Origin of the sequence: Tateyamaria rhodophyticola (assembly GCF_047777875.1) — a bacterium.
Lineage (GTDB): Bacteria > Pseudomonadota > Alphaproteobacteria > Rhodobacterales > Rhodobacteraceae > Tateyamaria.
Map to the genome: position 1 here is coordinate 724,470 of NZ_CP180519.1, position 17,053 is coordinate 741,522.

Below are 17,053 nucleotides of genomic sequence, written 5' to 3' on the forward strand. Positions count from 1 at the left end.
ACGCGAAGGGAAAAGATCATGACCGACACCTGTGACATTCTCATTTCCGGCGGCGGCATTGCTGGCCTTGCCGCGGCGGCGGCCTTTGGCACGGCGGGCTATTCCGTTACTTGCGTAGATCCCGCCCCGCCGATCACCGACCGCGACGCGCAAGGCGCCGACATGCGCACAACCGCAATGTTGCAACCGGCGCGCGATCTGCTGGAGGCGGCGGGTGTCTGGGACACCCTGTCCCCGCATGGTGCCGCACTTGAGGTGATGCAGATCGTGGATGCGGGCGGAACGGACGGCACCGCGCGCACCGCCAAGGCGTTTCGGGCATCCGACGTGTCCGACCTGCCCTTTGGCTGGAATTTCCAGAACTGGCGGTTGCGGCAAGTGCTGGTCGCGCGGCTGAATGCGCTGGACAGCGTGGAGTTTCGGCCCGGTGTCGGAGCGCAGTCACTGCTGACGCGGACCTCAGAGGCGCGTGTGGGCCTGTCCGATGGGACACGGGTGCGCGCCAGACTGGTGGTGGCCGCGGACGGGCGCGCATCGCCGATGCGGCAGGCAGCTGGTATCGGCGTTCGCACGAAGCGTTACGGGCAAAAGGCGCTGGCCTTTGCCGTCACCCACCCCGAACCGCATGACAATATCTCGACCGAGGTGCACCAGACGGGTGGGCCGTTCACGCTGGTGCCGTTGCCAGATCATGATGGCCGGCCGTGCTCTGCGGTCGTTTGGATGGACGATGGTCCGAAGACGCAAGACCGTTACGACGCGGACATCGCGACATTCGAGGCGGAGATGACCACGCGCAGCTGCGGTGTGCTGGGTCCGTTGACGCTGGTGTCGCCCCGGTCAATCTGGCCGATCATCAGCCAGCGTGCGGACCGGTTCAGCGGCGAACGCATCGCGCTCGTGGCCGAGGCCGCCCATGTGGTGCCCCCGATCGGCGCACAGGGTTTGAACATGAGCCTCGCCGACATCCGGACCCTACTGGATCTGGCCGCCAAACATACGGGTGATCTGGGCGGCGCGGCAATGCTCGACGCATATCACAAGGCGCGTTTTGCGGATGTCTCGCTGCGCGTTGCAGGGATTGATATGCTGAACCGCACCAGTCAGGCGTCCGCCCCGTGGATGCGGGATGCGCGTGCCTTTGGCGTGCGGGCATTGCATGAGATTGCGCCAGTGCGGCGCACGTTGATGCAGCTTGGCCTTGGGGTGCGCGGAACGGGTTAGGTGCGGCCTTCTGGCCACCCGGCCCTCCCGGGGGGGATTTTTGGGGAACAGAGACGGGACCAGACCGTTCCTAGGCGTCATTCCGGCGGAAGGTCAGGTAGTGAGGTGTGCGACCTTCGCGCAGTGCCTTTTGCTCGTACCGTGTGGAAATCCAGTCTGACCATGGGGTGCGCCAATCGTTCGGGCCTTCGGCGCGCCATTCGAACCCGGCCTTTGGCACTTCTTCGAGGGTTTGGCGGACGTAGTCAGGGATGTCTGTTGCAACGCGAAATTCAGCGCCGGGTTTCAGGACACGCGCCAGCGGTTCGAGATGTTCAGGCGTGACAAATCGGCGGCGGTGATGGCGCGCCTTGGGCCAGGGATCAGGATAGAGCAGGAAGGCCTTTGAAATGCTGGCCTCGGGCAGCACGTCCATCAGGTCGCGCGCATCGCCGGGATGAACGGCGAGGTTGTCGGCACCGGCGCGCCGGATTTTGCCCAAGAGCATCGCCACGCCATTGATATAGGGTTCGGCCCCGATGATACCGACGTCGGGGTTTGCGACGGCCTGGTGCACCATATGCTCACCACCGCCAAACCCGACCTCCAGCCACACGGCACGGCTGCCGAAGAGAGCCGGCAAATCCAAGGCGGTGCGATCGGGGTTGTCGTCCCAGCTGACCGGGCCCGGCGACAGGGACGCCAGATCTTCGTCGATATAGCGTTTTTGGCTGTCTTTGAGGGGTTTGCCCTTGAGACGGCCATAGAAGTTGCGGTGTGGTCGGGTGCTCATGGCGGCGGGCTTTAGCGTGCGCGGCGCGGCGGTGCAACGGCGTTAGCTGTCGCGGGCGCGGTCGAGATAGATGCGCAGATCCGTCAGGACCGGCTTGATGGAGGCCAGCCGGTCCATGTCAAAGCCTGTCGCCAGTTCTGCAAAGTCAGGGGCGAGCCCGGCGATGACCTCTTGGCGGACCTGACGCCCGGCATCGGTCAGCCACACGCATTTTGACCGCCCGTCCTCTGGATTGGCGCGGGTTTCGACAAGGCCGTGCGCCTCAAGCCCCTTGATCGTATGGGTCATGGACGTCTTGGGCACCTGAAAAGCGCGCGCCATAAGAATGGGCGTGCGCCCGTCCCCCACGCGGGTGAGGTGGTTGAGCACCGCAAAATGCGGCGCAATCAGCCCGTCTGGCAGCCGCGCCTCGAGAATGGCGCGGCTGAGCTGTTCGATGATCCCGATCTCGTTGAAGACCTCGAAGAAAACGGCAGGGTCAGGTTTCGGCATTCACAATCTTTGCATCCAGAGGCCAACGCGGGCTTTGCCCCACCTCCGGGCCATAGCCAATCCGTGCAAACATTTGCACAGTTCCGCCCGCGGGCGCCAGACGGCCATGCAATTGAGCATAGATATCGGACATCTCGGGATATTCCTGCAATCCCTGACTGAGCGGTTGCATCCCGAGGCCGGCGGCCGTTGTCGCTAGGTTCAGGCGCAGCCAGTCGCGCCCGGCGGCGATCTGATCGGCGCGCGTGTTGCCGGGCGTCACCTGCCACAGATGTCCCATCGCAGTGTCGGTGTTTTCAAAGACCGCGTTCAGCCCTTCGGTATAGGCCATGGAATTGCGGTCGAGCGCCGCATCGCGCGAGAACATACCCGTAAGCGCCATGGCTTCGAACATGGGGCCAGTAAAGTCGATCCCATCCGGGTTTGCATCCACTTCGCGGCTGCCGATGCGAAAGAGGTCAACACTTTCCTTGTAAGTGCGGTGTGTCTCGATCTCGATCCGCAAGGCGTCGTGGGAGATCATGCGGAAAGCCGCGATATCGTCCGGATCGACGGAGCCTGCGACCTGTGTGCGCTGTGCGGATGCGAGGACCGTGTTCAGTGTTGCCGGGTCGACTGGGCGGGTGATGTCATAGGGTTCCTTGAGCGAGCGGCGCGCCATCACATGCGCAAACAGCGGATCGGGTGATGCCGCCCCTTGCACGAACCGGGCGACGGCAACACGCCGTTCGTCCAGCGCGGTGGCATCCGAGCCGTCGGGGAAAAGCTCCAGTTCAACCCCATAGCCGTCTTGCGCCGCGGCCATGACCATCAGTTCCAGAAAACAGCCCAAACCGATAACGATCTGCCGGTTGAACGGGTCGGTATGCGGCAACAGCCGGTCGGTATCGACGAAAAGGGTCACTTCGCCTGCGCGGCGCAGATCAACGCGCCAGGGCTGCCGGTTGTGCGGATTGGGCGCGAGGATCGCATAGCTGAGCGCGCGCATCCGAGGATCGACATATGATCCGGCGGTCTGCCACGGCAGCAGCGCGGTCTGTGGGCCGCGCGTGACAGCGAGAGCTGCGGCGCCACTGGCAGCGAGGATCGTACCGCCACCGATAAGGGCGAGTGTTTTGCGTCGGGACAGGGACATTGCGTCTTCTCCATAAGGTGCGATTTCGTACTATAAGAACGTATATAGTCCGAAGTTGCACTATGAAAGTACCAAATCGTACTTTTTTGTCGTGATGAATTGGTGCATTGCCCTGAAATGCGCTTATTGGTAACTAAACCTTACCAATACGAGGGTTAAACATGGCCGTGATCACCAATATCGACGATCTCAAACGCATCTATGAACGGCGTGTCCCACGCATGTTCTACGATTATTGCGAATCCGGCAGCTGGACGGAGCAGACCTTTCGCGACAATTCCTCGGATTTCGATGACATCCGGTTGCGTCAGCGCGTGGCTGTCGACATGTCCGGGCGCAGCACGGCAAGCCAGATGGTGGGGCAGGACGTGGCGATGCCGGTGGCGCTGGCTCCGGTGGGGCTGACGGGCATGCAGCACGCCGATGGGGAAATGAAGGCGGCGCGGGCGGCAGAGCTGTTCGGGGTGCCGTTCACATTGTCGACCATGTCAATCAACTCGATCGAGGACGTGGCAGGACACACGTCTGCGCCGTTCTGGTTCCAGCTGTATACGATGAAGGACGAGGATTACGTGCGCCGCCTGATCGAACGAGCCAAGGCGGCCGGATGTTCGGCGTTGGTGATAACGCTGGATCTCCAGATCCTCGGGCAGCGGCACAAGGATCTGAAGAACGGCCTGTCGGCCCCGCCCAAGCTGACGCCAAAGACCATTGCGAACCTGATGACCAAATGGGCCTGGGGCATCGAGATGCTGTCGGCCAAGCGGCGTGAATTTGGCAACATCGTGGGCCATGTGGAGGGGATTTCGGATGCGTCCTCGCTTGGTGCATGGACGGCAGAGCAATTCGACCCGGCGCTTGACTGGAAAAAAGTCGAAAAGCTGATGGATCTGTGGGGCGGCACGGTGATCCTGAAAGGCATTCTGGACGCCGAGGATGCTCGGATGGCGGCCAAGGTCGGGGCGGATGCGATTGTGGTGTCGAACCATGGCGGGCGGCAACTTGATGGCGCGCTGAGTTCAATCCGTATGTTGCCCGAGATCATGGATGCGGTTGGCGATCAGGTGGAGGTGCATCTGGACAGCGGTATCCGCTCAGGTCAGGACGTGCTCAAGGCGCTGAGCCTTGGAGCGAAGGGGACGTATATCGGGCGTGCATTTGTCTACGGGCTTGGTGCGATGGGGCAGAAGGGCGTGACCGCGGCGCTCGAGGTGATCCACAAGGAACTGGACACGACCATGGCGCTGTGTGGTGAGACGCAGGTGTCGGATCTGGGTCGGCACAATGTTTTGGTTCCAGAGGATTTTGGAGGCCGTTGGCAGAATTGAGGAGCAGTTTCGCCGCGGCGTTGCCGCGCCGACAGGCCGGGGGGCGCTGCCCCCCGGACCCCCCGTGGTATTTTCAGCCAGAAGAAGCAGAGTGGCGGCCCGCCAACATGCGCGCCCAAAGCGGTACAAGGAGTGCCGCGACGGTGAGCATTATGGCGCCCACAACGTAGAACGACACGCGCAGGCCGTACCATTCGGCGACAAAACCCATGATGACCGGACCGAGGAAGAAAGCGGCATAGCCCAGGGCGGCGGCCTGGCTGATCGCAGCCAGACGGTAGCGCTTTGGCACGGCCTGCCCCACGAGGCCAAGAGCAAGCGGCCCCACCACCGAAGAGCCGAGACCGCCGAGCAGAAAGCCCACGTAAGCAACCGTAATGGACGGGGCAAAGCCGGCCAGCGTCAGGCCCAGGCCGGCAAGGACGGACGCAAGGATCATGACCCGCACCGGGGGCCAGTTTGCGCCAAACACATGCGCGCCGAGCCGCCCGATGGCCATGCCGAGCGCCAGCAGGGCCGGACCGTTGGCGCCTTGCCCCGGACTGCCACCCAGAGTGCGTTCGACATGGAGCGCTGACCACCCTTCGGAGGCGGCCTCGCTCAGGAATGCGGCCAGCACGACCAGACCGCCCACCCAGACGAGCGCGTAGGGCATGCCGGAGACATCCGTCACGCCCTCCTCTTCGAGCACGGTGCGGTCCGGCAGGCGCATCCAGAACATCAAAAGCATGATGGCTACCGCCATGCCGCCAAAAATCGGTACAGGCCCAAACCCGGCCTCCCGCGCCCAGCCCACGACAAAGGCCGCCGCCGCATAGGCAACGGAGAACATCCCGTGGTTTAGGTTCATCAGGCTGCGCCCGGTCTCGGCCTCGGCCTCGCTGACTTCGGCATTGGCGAGTACATCGGCCACGCCGGACCCGCCTGCGGCCAGAAACAGCGCCATGCCGACCATCACCTGCCCCTGTGATGCCCCGGTCAGCACAAAGCCCACGATCATCATGATCACCCCGGCCAAGAGCGCCCAGACGCCCAGCAGCCGGTAGACCAGCGGTGCCAACCACATTGCCATCACGGCCCCGATGGACCCGACCAGCACCAGCGTACCCCAGCGTCCATCCCCCACGCCGACCTGATCCTTGATCACCGGCATTTGCGCCGAAAAACAGGCCCAGCCAAAGCCGATCACCACGAACCCGGCCAGCGCCCGTCGCGAGGCATGCAGATCATCCAGAAGTCTCATGCCACAGCGGTGACACGCAGCGCGCGCATGGTCCAGTCCCCAGGGTGCAAAAGGGCCTTTTCAAATGTGCATATCCGGTCTATGTGGGCGCCTTCACGCGGGGTGACAGCCTTGGAGGCACCCTGCCCTTACATTTGGAGAAATATCATGGCTGGTGAGATTCCTGATCTCGAAGCTCTGGAACGGACGGGGACAGGCAAGGGCGCCGCTCGTCAGGCACGTCGTGCCGGTATGGTTCCGGGGATTGTTTTTGGTGGCGACACGGACCCGCTGCCGATCAACATTCCGTTCAACAAGCTGTTCAAGATGCTGAAGGCCGGGCGGTTCAAGTCCACGCTGTTCAACATGAAAGTGGACGGCCACGACGACGTGCGCGTGATCTGCCGCGACGTGCAGCGCGATGTGGTCAAGGACCTGCCCACGCATGTGGACTTTATGCGTCTGCGCCGCACAACCAAGATCAACCTGTTCATCGGTGTCGAAGTGACCGGCGAAGAAGTGTCCCCCGGCCTGAAAAAGGGCGGCGTGCTGAGCCTTGTGCGTCCTGAGGTCGAACTGGTCGTGACCGCGGGCGATATCCCCGAAAGCATCACCATCGACGTTTCCGAAGCGGAAGTGGGCGACAGCATCACGATCTCTTCGGTAACCCTGCCCTCTGGTGCGAAACCGACCATCGACCGTGATTTCGTTATCGCGACGATCTCGGCGCCGTCGGGTCTGCGTTCGGCTGACAACGAAGAGGCGGGCGAAGAAGGTGAAGAAGACGCAGTGGAAGCCACTGAATAAAGAACGCACGTATGTGCTTGAGACAAGGCCGCCTCAGATGGGGCGGCCTTTTTTCATTTCTGCGCATTGCGTTGCAACGCACGGGTCCCCTTCGCTTTCCGCCGCCGCCACCATTTTGACAATCGGCTCTTGCGCTTGAGTGGTACCACAGGGTGCGCATTCAGGTGGTTTTCCAGGTTTTGCATGAGCATCAGCGGCATTTGCTGTCGCCGTTCCGTCCGCGATTTGGCTGGCAGATGGTGGATGTAGGCCGAACCGAGTGGCGAAAATTGTGGGATAAAGTTCCAGCATTCTTCGAGAAATTTTATGTGTGACATGACCTCCGGGTCAGGCGCATACGGCCCTTCGCCCAGCAGGTTTAAGTAACCGAAATACCGTATGGCTGCGGCGTTGTCCCACCATCCGTGATCCAGCAGATCTTCCATTTGCCAAATCGCATCAAGAAAGCTCACCGTCCATGGACAGTTGCGCAGCAGCATTACGCCGGTGTTGGGCACTTTCGAACCTGAAAAATCAATGTCGTGTTCCACCAGGTAGAGGTCTTTGCCCGGTTCGACTTTATCGACAATGTTGACCAACCCGTCGACGATCACAGCATCAGAATCGACCCATAGAACGAAATCATACCCTTGCGCGAACAGCTCAGGGATTAACTTGACCCGGTGCCAAGGCATCGGGCGTTCGTAGGTAGCCGCACCGTCGACATAGGTATCGAACCCCCAACGCGCAGCATGAAGCTCAATCGACGCCACGGCGAACGCGCCTACGTCTGAGAAGCCGGTGTCGAACGTGGTGGCGACGCAAACCTTAGGCGATGTCATGGTGTGTTCTGCCCTTTCTCGTAACACTGTCCGCAGGCCCATCAGCGCGGACCGGTGTATCCAAGGGTGAGGTCCCCTGCTGGACCCGCGTCTGCACTGCCACTATGCTGCGCCGCGATATGGAGGGGCCTATGAAACTTATCGTTGGACTGGGAAACCCGGGCCCGAAATATGCGCGCAACCGGCACAATATCGGGTTCATGGTCCTGGACCAGATTGCGGCGGATCACGGGTTTCCGGCCTGGAAATCCAAGCATCAAGGCGTCGTCTCCGAAGGCCGCTTTGGCAGCACGCGCGCCGTACTGCTCAAGCCGGAGACGTACATGAACAAATCCGGCGACAGCGTTGGGGCCGCGATGCGGTTTCACAAGCTAACGCCCGAAGATGTCATCGTCTTTCACGACGAAATCGACCTTGCCCCCGGCAAGGTCCGGTGGAAAGCGGGCGGTGGGCATGCGGGGCACAACGGGCTGCGGTCCATACATGCGCATATCGGGGCGGAATATGGGCGTGTGCGCCTTGGTGTCGGTCATCCCGGCCACAAGGATGCGGTGCCGGGCTATGTTCTGCGGGATTTTCCCAAGGCGGATCAGGGCTGGTTGGACGACGTGGTCCGGGGCTGCGGAGACGGCGCGCCGCACCTGGCCGCGGGCGACCCGGCCAAGTTCATGAACGCCGTTGCCCTGCGCGTGAACCCGCCCCGCTCGGGTACAGGTGACAAAACGCCAAAGCCCACAGCGCCCAAGCCTGAGCCGGAAGCAGATACGCGCTCACCTCTGCAAAAGCTGATGGACCGGTTTTCATGACTGACATCATTCGCGCCTTTCAGGATCAATCCGGCACCTGTACGCGTATGGGATCGCCGTTGATGGGGCGGATCCTGAGCATTCTCGCCGAGACATGGGACCCAAACACCCGGCTGGGCCAAAAGATGGCGACCTATCAGGGGGATATCGGGCCGGCGGGACATTCATTGCCCCTGCGTATCGCCGGTGGTCTGCATGCGCTGGTCCTGCGGGATCAGGACCCCACGTTAAAGGCGGCGTACCCGCCGAACACTGTGACAGACGCCGTGTTGCGCGACGCCATTCTGGGCGCATTGCGCACGCATGAAGACTGCTTGCTGGCGTGGACCGATCTGCCGCCGCAAACCAACGAGGTGCGGCGCAGCGCGGCCCTGATTGCCATGGCGCACACAGCACTCGCCTATTTCGACAGACCGATCATGCTGTCGGAATTGGGGGCAAGCGGCGGGCTGAACCTTATGTGGGATCACTTTGCGCTGGAAACGGGGGCGGGCCGGTTTGGTCCCGCGGACGCCGTTGTGACACTGACGCCCCAGTGGACCGGGAACGCGCTTCCCGACGTCCGACCCAATGTCGTGGATAGGTCAGGTGTGGACCTTAACCCGTTGAATCCGCGCGATCCTGATGATCTGTTACGGCTCACGTCCTATCTTTGGCCCGACCAACCCGACCGGCTGGCGCGCACCCGCGCGGCCGCAACCGTGATGTCTGGCCACGTGGCGCAAGGCGACGCCATTGACTGGCTTGAAACGCGGCTTGATGCGCAACCGGCCGGACAGATGCACCTGATCCAGCACACGGTTGCGTGGCAATACTTCCCCGACGCCGCGCAGGCGCGGGGCACCGCCCTTATTGAGGCGGCAGGCGCACGAGCGACACCCGATAGCCCCCTGGGTTGGATGCAGATGGAGACCGATGGCGACACAACCGGAGCCGTTGGTGCCGCGTTGACCTTGCGGCTGTGGCCGGGTGACATCACTCTGCACCTCGGGCGCGCCGATTTTCATGGCCGCTGGATCACGTGGTCTGGGCCAACCGACGTCTGAGGACAATCGTCCGCAATGAGGGGATAGCACGTGCGCAAAGTGTTGAAATGGGCGGTTCGCCTGCTGGCCCTGTTGATTATAGCGGCTGTTGTGGTCGGGATTTGGAAACGCGAAGAGATCGGTCGCCTGATGGCCGTAAACACACTTTTCGATCAAGAGCGGATCGTAGCCAACTTTTCCAACATGGATGCGGCGTTCCTGCACGTGGAACTGCCCCGCGGGTCGGGCCCCGTGTCGCCCCTGCCGCAAGGCACAGACCTGATCATGCCCGCCGCCTATGATGACTGGGTCGCGGACCGCACGGTGACGTCCGCCCTGGTGCTGCAAGGCGGGGCCATCGTGCACGAGGCCTATTATCAGGGCACCCGCCCGGATGACCGCCGCATCAGCTGGTCCATGGCCAAAAGCTACCTCTCCGCGCTGTTCGGCATACTGGTCGACGAGGGCGCGATTGCATCGCTGGATGATCCGGTGACCGACTATGCGCCGTCGCTGTCTGGCGGCGCCTATGATCAAGCAACGATCCGCAACGTCTTGCAAATGGCCAGCGGCGTCACCTTTGATGAGGACTATCTGGATTACGACAGTGATATCAATCGCATGGGCCGCGTTCTTGCTCTGGGTGGCAAGATGGATGCATTCGCCGCGGGCCTGCGCGACAGCTTTGCCGCGCCGGGGGAAACATATCAGTACACCTCTATCGACACCCATGTGATCGGGATGGTCGCCCGTGGTGCCACCGGGCGCAGCATTCCCGATCTGATGACGGAAAAGCTGGTGGTGCCTCTGGGGCTGGAACAATCGCCGCTGTATCTGACAGACGGCGTCGGGGTGGCCTTTGTCCTCGGCGGTCTGAACATCACGACACGCGATTACGCCAGGTTTGCGCAAATGATCCTGCAAGACGGGATGTGGCAAGGTGAGCAGATCGTTCCTGCGGACTGGATCGCGGAATCGACCGTGCCAAGCGCGCCGACCCAGCCCGGGCGCATCGGTTATGGCTACCAATGGTGGATCCCGGTAGGCGCGCGCGACGGCGTTGTGATGGGCCGTGGCATTTACGGTCAGTACCTCTACATCGATGCGCAGGCGGAGGTGGTGATCGTGATCACCGCTGCAGACCGACAATTTCGAGGCGACGGTGTAGGCGCCAGCAACATTGAGATGATGCGTGCCATAGTGGCCGCAGCGGAGGCGCAGTGATGGAACCGGAAGACAGCGTTAACGTCCTGGGCAAGCCGCTGAGCTTGTGCGGCATGGACCCGGTTACGGGCTTTTTCCGCGATGGCCATTGTAACACCTGCGCCGCGGATCAGGGCAGCCATACGGTCTGCGCCATCATGACGGCCGAGTTCCTGGCGTTTTCGAAATATGTGGGCAACGACCTGAGCACACCGCGTCCCGAATTCCGCTTTGCCGGTCTCAATCCCGGCGACCGTTGGTGCCTGTGTGCCGCGCGGTTCCTGCAGGCCCATGACGAAGGCTGCGCACCCAAGGTATCGCTGGACGCGACGCATATACGCGCGTTGGAGATCGTCCCGCTTGAGGTGCTGGAGGCGCATGCCGCGCCATGACCAAACTCATCTGGATGTCCGACCCGCATTTTCAGGCCGAGGGGACGATTGATGGGCTGGACCCGCGCGTGCGGCTGGATGCAGCGCTCGCCCACGCCAACACGCATTACCCCGATGCCGCGTGCATCGTGGTGTCCGGCGATCTGGTTGGTGATGATATCGAAGGGGACTATGCCGGGCTGATCGATCGCTTTGCCGCGTCGGCGCTGCCCATTTATCCGATGGTCGGCAACAATGATGACCGTGCCGCGTTTCTGCGCGCCTTTGCGCTGCCAAAGGAGGCCATGCCGGGTTTTGCGCAGTACCGGTTTGATCTGCCGGATGTGGCGATCATCTGCCTAGACACGCATGCGCCGGGTGTGCATTCGGGCGCGTTCTGTGATGCGCGGCTTGCGTGGCTGGAGCGGACCCTTGCGGACACGGGCCCTTGCATCGTATTCATGCATCACCCACCCCTGCCGCTCGGCCTGCCACGTCAGGATGAGATCATGCTGGACGATGGTGCGCGCGTTTTGGACGTGATTGCCCAAGCGGGCAACGTGCGTCACCTGTGCATGGGACATGTGCATCGCATCACCTGTGGGTCCGTGCGTGGTGTGCCATTCACCAGTTTGAATTCACTTGCCTTTCAGGCGCCAGCACCCCGTCCGGATTGGGATTGGGACAGCTTCAAGATGGCGCCGGAAGCGCCATCCTATGCCGTGATCGACGTGACAGAAGAAACGATCACTGTGCAGTTCATTCAGTTCTGCGAAGCCAGCACCGGACAGATGGGCTGAGGCCTATTCGACGTTGCGGCCCTCGGGGCCGCTCATATCGAAACCAAGGTGGCGGGCGACGGTAAAGATGTCCTTGTCACCACGTCCGCACATGTTCATGCAGATGATGTGATCCGAGGGAAGCTCGGGTGCGATTTTCATCACATGCGCCAGCGCGTGGGAAGGTTCCAGCGCGGGAATGATGCCTTCGGTGGTGCAGCACAGCTGAAACGCCTCCAATGCCTCGACATCCGTGATCGACACGTATTCCGCCCGACCGATGTCGTGCAGCCATGCGTGTTCGGGCCCGATACCCGGGTAATCCAGACCCGCCGAGATCGAGAAGCCTTCGAGGATCTGACCATCATCGTCTTGCAGCAGATATGTCCGGTTGCCGTGCAATACGCCGGGGCGACCACCGGTGAGGGAGGCACAATGCTCCATCTTGGCGTTTACGCCTTTGCCGCCCGCTTCGACACCAATGATGCCGACCTGTTTGTCATCGAGGAACGGGTAAAACAGGCCCATAGCGTTCGACCCGCCCCCAATCGCGGCAATGACGGTGTCAGGGAAACGCCCTTCGGCTTGCGTCATCTGTTCGCGCACTTCCTTGCCGATGATGCTTTGGAAATCACGCACCATCGCCGGGTAAGGATGTGGTCCCGCAACGGTCCCGATGCAGTAGAACGTGTCGCGTACATTTGTGACCCAATCACGAAGCGCGTCGTTCATGGCGTCCTTGAGTGTGCCGCGCCCGGAGGTTACGGGGATCACTTCAGCCCCGAGCAACTTCATCCGGAACACGTTGGGGGCCTGCCGTTCAACATCATGGGCCCCCATGTAGACGACGCATTTCAGTCCGAATTTCGCGCAAACAGTTGCGGTGGCGACCCCGTGCTGACCCGCGCCCGTTTCCGCGATGATGCGCGATTTGCCCATACGGCGCGCAAGGATGATCTGACCGAGCACATTGTTGATCTTGTGTGCACCGGTGTGGTTCAGCTCGTCCCGCTTCATGTAAATCTTGGCGCCGCCCAGATGCTCGGTCAGCCGTTCGGCGAAATAAAGCGGGCTTGGACGGCCGACATAGTGTGTCCAGAGATCATTCATCTCGGCCCAGAAACTGTCGTCAGTCTTGGCCTTTTCGTACTCTTCCTCAAGGCTGAGGATCAGCGGCATGAGGGTTTCGGACACGAACCGACCGCCGAATTTCCCGAACCGGCCGGCCTCATCGGGGCCGGTCATGAATGAGTTGAAAAGGTCGTTCATCTGAACACTCCCTGCCCTGCTGCGACACTGTGATGTAGCGCGCTGAGAGAACGGGGTAAAGCGATCCTTGCAAGGATCGCAGCCGTACAATTCTTCAAGAATTGTACGGCCGCAAATCCTTCAGGATTTGCTTCATTCCAATAGGCGCAGGGGCGCGCGGTTACAAAAAATGACAAAATTGCCGTTGTTTTCGATCGCTCGGTATCCGCGCTTGCGCAGCTCCTCACGGAACAACGGCCGACCGACCAAGCGTTCCACATCCTTGACGCGCCGCCGGACAACACCGCCGCGCATCGCCGATTGAGCGCTGAAAATCTGATCCAGCCAAGCTTCTGGAGTGAGGTAGTCGGGTAGCTCCTGCATGCATGAACCGTGCAATGGCTTGGTTAAATCATAGTTAAGTCCGAGCCGCCGTGATGAAACCGCTGATCAAGTCTGCGTTCTTTTCGCCAGGCGCTGTCTCCACACCAGAACTGATATCCACCTGCGTCGCACCTGTGAGTGCAGCAGCTCGTGCGACGTTACCGGCATCCAGCCCACCGGCGAGCATCCAAGGCACTGGCCAACGCCTCCCCGCGATCAAGCGCCAGTCAAACGATAACCCGTTCCCACCCGGCAAATCCGCATCCCGCGGGGGCTTGGCATCTACCAGGATTTGATCCGCAACCTGCATATACGCATCAAGTTTGGGCAGATCGTCAGCGGACGCGATCCCCACGGCCTTCATCACCGGCAGCCCATAGCGCGCTTTGACCTCCGCCACACGCTCCGGGCTTTCGGCCCCGTGCAGTTGCAACATGTCCAGCGGGACGGCCTCTGTCAGGGCATCCAGAAACGCGTCATCCGCGTTCACAACCAGCGCAACCTTTGCCACGCCCGGCGGTGTCGCCAGTGCGAGATTACGTGCCGTGTCGAATGATACGTTACGCGGTGATTTTTCGAAAAAGACAAACCCGACATAGTTGGCACCCGCCTCGGCGGCAGCGGCAACATGTTCGGGACGGCTGAGCCCGCAAATCTTGACCGACAATTCAGGCATGTGGTGGCCTAGCTGGCCTCATCCAACAGCGCCAAGACCTCGTCCTCGCCCTCATGCTTTTCGGACTTCATGCGTTTGATCTGACGCTCCAGCCGCCGCACCTCACGGGCATTGCGACTGTTTTCCGCGCGGATGTTGTGCTCGCGCAGCCATTCCCAGACGAACCCCACAAGAAGACCCGCAATGATCCCGCCAAAGATCACGACAAACAAAGGCAATTCGACCGAGGGTGTCACGGCGAAGAGGCCCGCAATCTCCACCGGCAGCACTTTGAGCGTCACCATTCCACGGTTGGCGAGCGCCACGGCAATAAGGGCGAGGGCAAAAACAGCGATACAGGCGTATCGGATATAACGCATCAGGCTTTCCCGTTCAGTCGATCACGCAGCAGCTTGCCGGTTTTGAAAAACGGCACATGCTTTTCTTCAACATCAACGGTCTCACCCGTCCTTGGGTTCCGTCCCGTGCGCGCATCCCGTTTTTTCACCGAAAACGCGCCAAAGCCGCGCAGTTCGACCCGGTCCCCGCGCGCCATCGCAGCTGTCACTTCGTCAAAGATGGTATTCACGATCCGCTCCACGTCACGCTGATACAGATGCGGGTTTTCGTCGGCGATCTTTTGGATCAACTCAGACCGGATCATGGCGTTCTCCCCAGAAGGACGTGTAATGTCGTCATTTTTGTTTGATCGAGTATAGGTACAATCTTGGCGCTCGGGAATAGCGCGCCGTTCCCCGTGACAGCTTTTTCGAGGGAAAAACCGGGGGTTGGCAGCGCTTTGCCGCTGAATTCACACCTTCAGCCGGACCAATCTGCGCAATACACCTACGTATGTTACGGCCTCGACCCCGATTCGCGCACTATTGTGCAGAACGCAAAACGGGGGCCCTGAGGCCCCCGCGCACCGTCTCGCCCTGAGGCGAAAGGTTTACTCGTCGCCCTTGAGGGCTGCGCCGAGAATGTCGCCCAGCGATGCACCGCTGTCGGACGAGCCGTACTGTTCCACGGCCTCTTTCTCTTCGGCGATTTCGCGCGCCTTGATCGACACGCCCAAACGACGGGTCTTGTTGTCGATGTTGGTGATGCGCACGTCGACCTTGTCACCGACCGAGAAACGCTCGGGGCGCTGTTCGGCACGGTCACGGCTGAGGTCGGAGCGGCGGATGAAGGATTTCATGCCTTCATATTCCACTTCGATCCCGCCCTCTTCGATGGAGGTCACGTTCACGGTCACGATCGAGCCGCGCTTCACGCCGCCCACCGCTTCGGCAAACTTGTCACCACCAACCGCTTTGATCGAGAGCGAGATGCGCTCTTTCTCGACGTCGACTTCGGACACCACCGCGTGGACCATGTCGCCCTTGCGGTAATCCTGAATGGCTTCCTCGCCGCGCTGGTCCCAGCTGAGGTCGGACAGGTGCACCATGCCGTCGATGTCGCCGTCGAGGCCAACGAACAGACCGAATTCGGTGATGTTCTTGACTTCGCCTTCGACTTCCGTGCCCTCGGGGTGTGTTTCTGCAAACACTTCCCATGGATTGCGCATGGTCTGTTTGAGGCCCAGGGACACGCGACGCTTGGCACCGTCGATTTCCAGAACCATGACTTCGACTTCCTGAGAGGTCGACACGATCTTGCCGGGGTGCACGTTCTTCTTGGTCCAGGACATCTCGGAGACGTGGACCAGACCTTCGACACCGGGCTCCAGTTCGACGAAGGCACCATAGTCGGTGATGTTCGTGACGCGGCCGGTGTGCGTGCTTTCCAGCGGGTATTTCGCAGCCACCAGATCCCATGGATCTTCCTGCAGTTGCTTCATGCCCAAGGAGATGCGATGGGTTTCTTTGTTGATCTTGATGACCTGCACCTTGATCGTCTCACCGATGGTGAGGATCTCGGACGGGTGGTTCACGCGGCGCCATGCCATGTCGGTGACGTGCAGCAGGCCGTCAACGCCGCCCAGGTCAACAAACGCACCGTATTCGGTGATGTTCTTGACCACGCCGTCGACGTTCTGACCTTCGGTCAGGTTGCCGATCACTTCGGCGCGCTGTTCGGCGCGGGATTCTTCTAGGATCGCGCGACGCGACACAACGATGTTGCCCCGGCGGCGGTCCATTTTCAGGATCTGGAAGGGTTGTTTCAGACCCATCAGAGGGCCTGCATCGCGCACGGGGCGCACGTCCACTTGGCTGCCGGGCAGGAAGGCCACGGCACCGCCCAGATCGACGGTAAAGCCACCTTTGACACGGCCAAAGATCGCGCCTTCGACGCGGGCTTCGCCAGCATAGGCGGTTTCCAGACGGTCCCATGCTTCTTCGCGGCGGGCCATCTCGCGGGAGATGACGGCTTCGCCACGGGCGTTTTCAGCCGCGCGCAGGTAGACTTCGACTTCGTCGCCGACTTCGACCTTGGGTGCTTCACCGGGTTCTGCGAATTCTTTGAGCTCGACGCGGCCTTCCATCTTGTAGCCGACGTCGATGATGGCTTGACCTGCCTCGATGGCGAGGACCTTGCCTTTGACAACGGAACCCTCTTCGGGCGTGTCCATTTCGAAGCTTTCTTGCAGGAGGGCTTCGAATTCCTCCATCATTTTATCAGCCATGTGGCGTGCGTATCCTAACATTTGGTTTTTCGGGCCGTGCGGTTGTCTCCGCCGGTCTTGGATGTGGTTGGTCAGGTGCGTTGCAAAACAAAGAGGGCCGGATGGTTCCGACCCTGCTCCTCTCGATGTTCCGCGGTGTTTTCACCTTGTCGACG

Annotated in this window: 19 protein-coding genes; 8 read left to right on the forward strand and 11 right to left on the reverse strand. The window is 61.2% G+C overall.

The features are described from left to right. The first annotated feature begins 18 nt into the window (after window positions 1-18). Window positions 19-1,224, forward strand: a complete 1,206-nt coding sequence (locus ACERHN_RS05055) for a UbiH/UbiF family hydroxylase (protein WP_415921562.1) — start codon at window positions 19-21, stop codon at window positions 1,222-1,224. Window positions 1,225-1,294: 70 nt separating this feature from the next. Here the strand turns inward: ACERHN_RS05055 and trmB are convergent, their stop codons facing one another. From trmB to ACERHN_RS05070, 3 genes are read right to left on the reverse strand one after another with little or no spacing between them, the layout of a single operon-like run. Beyond that, on the reverse strand, window positions 1,295-1,996 hold the full coding sequence (trmB, locus tag ACERHN_RS05060) for a tRNA (guanine(46)-N(7))-methyltransferase TrmB (RefSeq protein WP_415921563.1): 702 nt from the start codon (window positions 1,994-1,996) through the stop codon (window positions 1,295-1,297). A gap of 42 nt (window positions 1,997-2,038) precedes the next feature. Beyond that, the gene (locus ACERHN_RS05065; RefSeq protein WP_415921564.1) at window positions 2,039-2,488 is read right to left on the reverse strand and encodes a MarR family winged helix-turn-helix transcriptional regulator; all 450 of its coding nucleotides are present in this window, start codon (window positions 2,486-2,488) and stop codon (window positions 2,039-2,041) included. Further along, the gene (locus tag ACERHN_RS05070; protein ID WP_415921565.1) at window positions 2,475-3,623 is read right to left on the reverse strand and encodes an Acg family FMN-binding oxidoreductase; all 1,149 of its coding nucleotides are present in this window, start codon (window positions 3,621-3,623) and stop codon (window positions 2,475-2,477) included. Before ACERHN_RS05070 ends, ACERHN_RS05065 begins: the two co-directional genes overlap by 14 nt. Before the next feature lie 161 nt (window positions 3,624-3,784). On the opposite strand from ACERHN_RS05070, the gene ACERHN_RS05075 reads away from it, so the two are divergent. Next, window positions 3,785-4,951, forward strand: a complete 1,167-nt coding sequence (locus tag ACERHN_RS05075) for an L-lactate dehydrogenase (RefSeq protein ID WP_415921566.1) — start codon at window positions 3,785-3,787, stop codon at window positions 4,949-4,951. A 73-nt stretch (window positions 4,952-5,024) separates the two neighbouring features. Here ACERHN_RS05075 and ACERHN_RS05080 read toward each other — a convergent pair whose 3' ends face one another. Further along, window positions 5,025-6,194: an MFS transporter gene (locus ACERHN_RS05080; RefSeq protein ID WP_415921567.1), complete on the reverse strand. Its 1,170-nt coding sequence runs from the start codon at window positions 6,192-6,194 to the stop codon at window positions 5,025-5,027. A gap of 147 nt (window positions 6,195-6,341) precedes the next feature. On the opposite strand from ACERHN_RS05080, the gene ACERHN_RS05085 reads away from it, so the two are divergent. Further along, window positions 6,342-6,980, forward strand: a complete 639-nt coding sequence (locus ACERHN_RS05085) for a 50S ribosomal protein L25/general stress protein Ctc (protein ID WP_415921568.1) — start codon at window positions 6,342-6,344, stop codon at window positions 6,978-6,980. Window positions 6,981-7,033: 53 nt separating this feature from the next. On the opposite strand, the gene ACERHN_RS05090 is transcribed toward ACERHN_RS05085, so the two are convergent. After that, window positions 7,034-7,801 carry a putative nucleotide-diphospho-sugar transferase gene (locus ACERHN_RS05090; RefSeq protein WP_415921569.1) on the reverse strand — a complete coding sequence of 256 codons (768 nt, stop codon included), beginning with the start codon at window positions 7,799-7,801 and terminating at the stop codon, window positions 7,034-7,036. A 131-nt stretch (window positions 7,802-7,932) separates the two neighbouring features. On the opposite strand from ACERHN_RS05090, the gene pth reads away from it, so the two are divergent. The 5 genes from pth to ACERHN_RS05115 are packed head-to-tail and all read left to right on the forward strand — an operon-like array spanning window position 7,933 to window position 12,006. Then, window positions 7,933-8,607 (forward strand): aminoacyl-tRNA hydrolase, encoded by a 675-nt coding sequence (gene pth, locus ACERHN_RS05095; RefSeq protein WP_415921570.1) that lies wholly within the window; start codon window positions 7,933-7,935, stop codon window positions 8,605-8,607. Then, entirely contained in the window at window positions 8,604-9,653 is a 1,050-nt protein-coding gene (locus tag ACERHN_RS05100; RefSeq protein WP_415921571.1) for a DUF2332 domain-containing protein, read from the forward strand. Before pth ends, ACERHN_RS05100 begins: the two co-directional genes overlap by 4 nt. Before the next feature lie 30 nt (window positions 9,654-9,683). After that, the gene (locus tag ACERHN_RS05105) at window positions 9,684-10,856 is read left to right on the forward strand and encodes a serine hydrolase domain-containing protein (RefSeq protein ID WP_415921572.1); all 1,173 of its coding nucleotides are present in this window, start codon (window positions 9,684-9,686) and stop codon (window positions 10,854-10,856) included. Further along, complete coding sequence (locus tag ACERHN_RS05110; protein WP_415921573.1) at window positions 10,856-11,227, forward strand: DUF2237 family protein; 372 nt, start codon at window positions 10,856-10,858, stop codon at window positions 11,225-11,227. Before ACERHN_RS05105 ends, ACERHN_RS05110 begins: the two co-directional genes overlap by 1 nt. Further along, the gene (locus ACERHN_RS05115) at window positions 11,224-12,006 is read left to right on the forward strand and encodes a metallophosphoesterase (protein WP_415921574.1); all 783 of its coding nucleotides are present in this window, start codon (window positions 11,224-11,226) and stop codon (window positions 12,004-12,006) included. The genes ACERHN_RS05110 and ACERHN_RS05115 overlap by 4 nt, the downstream gene beginning before the upstream one ends. A 3-nt stretch (window positions 12,007-12,009) precedes the next feature. Here the strand turns inward: ACERHN_RS05115 and trpB are convergent, their stop codons facing one another. The 6 genes from trpB to rpsA form a co-directional block, all read right to left on the reverse strand. Continuing rightward, on the reverse strand, window positions 12,010-13,254 hold the full coding sequence (gene trpB / locus ACERHN_RS05120; protein WP_415921575.1) for a tryptophan synthase subunit beta: 1,245 nt from the start codon (window positions 13,252-13,254) through the stop codon (window positions 12,010-12,012). 132 nt (window positions 13,255-13,386) lie between these two features. Next, window positions 13,387-13,617: an N-(5'-phosphoribosyl)anthranilate isomerase gene (locus ACERHN_RS05125; protein ID WP_415921576.1), complete on the reverse strand. Its 231-nt coding sequence runs from the start codon at window positions 13,615-13,617 to the stop codon at window positions 13,387-13,389. Between the two features lie 34 nt (window positions 13,618-13,651). Beyond that, complete coding sequence (locus tag ACERHN_RS05130) at window positions 13,652-14,293, reverse strand: phosphoribosylanthranilate isomerase (RefSeq protein ID WP_415921577.1); 642 nt, start codon at window positions 14,291-14,293, stop codon at window positions 13,652-13,654. A gap of 8 nt (window positions 14,294-14,301) precedes the next feature. Next, window positions 14,302-14,652, reverse strand: coding sequence for a LapA family protein (locus ACERHN_RS05135; protein WP_415921578.1), 351 nt, complete (start codon window positions 14,650-14,652; stop codon window positions 14,302-14,304). Continuing rightward, window positions 14,652-14,936, reverse strand: a complete 285-nt coding sequence (ihfB, locus tag ACERHN_RS05140; protein ID WP_415921579.1) for an integration host factor subunit beta — start codon at window positions 14,934-14,936, stop codon at window positions 14,652-14,654. Before ihfB ends, ACERHN_RS05135 begins: the two co-directional genes overlap by 1 nt. 285 nt (window positions 14,937-15,221) lie before the next feature. Continuing rightward, on the reverse strand, window positions 15,222-16,883 hold the full coding sequence (rpsA, locus tag ACERHN_RS05145) for a 30S ribosomal protein S1 (RefSeq protein WP_415922685.1): 1,662 nt from the start codon (window positions 16,881-16,883) through the stop codon (window positions 15,222-15,224). Between the last annotated feature and the right edge of the window lie 170 nt (window positions 16,884-17,053).